Below are 2,381 nucleotides of genomic sequence, written 5' to 3'. Positions count from 1 at the left end.
TGCTTGACTCTTGTGGTTAAAAACAGGACATTTTAAATGGTTTATCGCATAGACATTTTAATTGGTGAATAACAGCATTTTTAATATTACTTTAAGATCAGTATCTTATCGTTATTCATACCCTCTGGAACGTTCTCGTTCAACCGACTTGGAAACAAGTCGGTTTCTTTTTAAGCAAAACTGTAACTTTTAGCCAATAAAATTGATCAAAAAACATTCGTTTTTGCACTTTTTCCTGATTTCTCAAGGGTCACAGTTCAGAAATAATCCCCAATTTCTGCGGACAACTCTTGGGATAAAATAGGCCAACTTTGTAAGCTAAAACTTACATAGATTTAAGGTTTTTGCGGATTGGTAATTCAAGGCATTAATCCTATGATGAATACATAAGGGAACTGGATGTTTCCAGAAAACAAGAATAAGAAAATAGCGCAAGGAATGGGCAGCACGAGATCAGTAAGACGAGCACCCCGATATGAAAAAGCCCGACAGGATGTCGGGCTTTTTTATTTAAAGATCATTCTGAATCATCATTTTTAGGCTTTTTCTTATCCTGATTCTTTTTGTATCGCTTATCTGCTACGGTTTTTCTGTATTCCTTAAGGGACTTAGGATTATCAGAAATAAATTTATCCATCCGTTTTTTGCCCCCCTTGTACTTATCATCTTTACGCATTTCTTTTTTATTTACTTTTTTAGTTCCATTTTTAAGTGAATAAATAAAAGATGAACCTGCGACAAGAATCTGATCTACATAAATAGGCGTAGCGACATTCGTGTAAAAGTAGTTACAGCCATATGCCATATTTTTTTCTAAAATTTCATTTGGAATAAAAATTAAATAACTTAGTGTTTTCTCAAAACCAACTTCCAAATGTGGAAGATCAAAATTATCACTTTTCCATTTTTTATCTACACTGCAAAAATATCTAATTTTTTCCTTAGTTTGACTTACTGGAATATTAAGTTTTTTACATTTTTCTTGCGTATATTCAATGAAATGCTTCTTAGCAATATTAAGAGTAATATCTGAAATTGTATCTGAGCCAATCCCTTCAATAACTAACAGTAGTTCTTCAAGGTCTTCTAAATCACCTGTTTCTACAGCTTTAGAATGTCTTACAGCAGTAATAATTTGCTGACACTTAACATCATGGCTTCCCCGACCTTTATGTCCATTTTTAGCTAGGCCAATGCCCGTACCTTTTGGTTCTGCAAAACATTTTGGTACCCATAAGCTATTGATAGCTGCTGGATCTTTAACATAGTTCTTTAAACCAGCTAATGTTTCTGACATAAAAACTCTTAAAGTTTCATGGCCTGATTGCATATGTGTATTAGATGATCGTGACATTGCATAAGCATCTACAAATAAACGTGTATCTTCATCTAGATTTATATTTAAAAAGTCACATTCTGAATTTAGATAGTCTAATTTGAAGGAAGAATATAAATAGTTCATAAAATTGCTCAAAATAAAGTCAAACCTATCACACAATTATTATTTTATGTATACAAATCAAAACAATGCGACACTGTTCGTCGTTCAATTAATAATCAGGTTGTATTGTATTAAATACATTAATATAATATAGACTATAATCTATATTTTGGTTGTGATATGTGGACAGTCATCACGACAGATCTGTTTAATGTATGGCTTGAGCAGCAAGACGAATCAACACAAGAGAAAGTCTTAGCCGCTTTGGTTGTTTTACAGCAGCAGGGGCCAAGTTTAGGTCGCCCTTTAGTTGATACCGTGTATGACTCTAAATTTACCAATATGAAAGAGCTACGCGTTCAGCATCGAGGTAAACCACTGAGAGCCTTTTTCGCATTTGATCCATTACGACAGGCTATTGTGCTGTGTATCGGTGATAAAGGCGGTAAAAAGCGTTTCTATAAAGAGATGCTGGATATTGCAGATCAGCAATACGAACTTCATCTCTCAACCCTAGGAGATCAATCTAATGGCTAAAACCTTACAGGAATTATTGGCTAGTCGCTCTCCAGAGAGCCAAGCACGTATTCAACAAATGGCTGACGAGCTACTTTTAGAAACACAGCTCCACCTTATTCGTGAAGAACTAGAAATCTCTCAAAAAGAACTCGCTGAAACCCTTGGAATTAAACAACCATCACTTTCAGCAATCGAAAACCGTGGAAATGACCTTAAAATTTCAACAATGAAAAAGTATGTTGAAGCTATGGGAGGAAAGCTTCGTATTGATGTAGAGCTTCCAACAGGAAAACATATAGGATTCAATGTTTAATAATAAGAAAGGTAGCTTAGGCTGCCTTTCTTTGTTATTCACCAATTAAAATGTCTATGCGATAAACCATTTAAAATGTCCTGTTTTTAACCACAAGAGTCAAGCACA

3 protein-coding genes are annotated in these 2,381 nt (G+C 34.4%); 2 read left to right on the top strand and 1 reads right to left on the bottom strand.

Features of this window, described 5'->3' with window-relative positions:
- Positions 1-517: 517 nt before the first annotated feature.
- Positions 518-1,462: a hypothetical protein gene (locus VXQ11_RS15555; RefSeq protein WP_180645000.1), complete on the bottom strand. Its 945-nt coding sequence runs from the start codon at positions 1,460-1,462 to the stop codon at positions 518-520.
- A 159-nt stretch (positions 1,463-1,621) separates the two neighbouring features.
- Between VXQ11_RS15555 and VXQ11_RS15550 the strand changes: the two genes are divergently transcribed.
- Complete coding sequence (locus VXQ11_RS15550) at positions 1,622-1,978, top strand: type II toxin-antitoxin system RelE/ParE family toxin (RefSeq protein ID WP_034171695.1); 357 nt, start codon at positions 1,622-1,624, stop codon at positions 1,976-1,978.
- On the top strand, positions 1,971-2,273 hold the full coding sequence (locus VXQ11_RS15545) for a helix-turn-helix domain-containing protein (RefSeq protein ID WP_005804939.1): 303 nt from the start codon (positions 1,971-1,973) through the stop codon (positions 2,271-2,273). Before VXQ11_RS15550 ends, VXQ11_RS15545 begins: the two co-directional genes overlap by 8 nt.
- Positions 2,274-2,381: the final 108 nt, after the last annotated feature.

The organism is Acinetobacter sp. 197 (assembly GCF_048148385.1).
Classification (GTDB): domain Bacteria; phylum Pseudomonadota; class Gammaproteobacteria; order Pseudomonadales; family Moraxellaceae; genus Acinetobacter; species Acinetobacter pecorum.
This window is presented reverse-complemented; position numbering and strand designations above follow the sequence as displayed.

Bases quoted from the DNA above. Each gene is read 5' to 3' on its own strand.
- VXQ11_RS15555 (WP_180645000.1), bottom strand. From the start codon at position 1,462: ATGAACTATTTATATTCTTCCTTCAAATTAGACTATCTAAATTCAGAA.
- VXQ11_RS15550 (WP_034171695.1), top strand. From the start codon at position 1,622: ATGTGGACAGTCATCACGACAGATCTGTTTAATGTATGGCTTGAGCAG.
- VXQ11_RS15545 (WP_005804939.1), top strand. From the start codon at position 1,971: ATGGCTAAAACCTTACAGGAATTATTGGCTAGTCGCTCTCCAGAGAGC.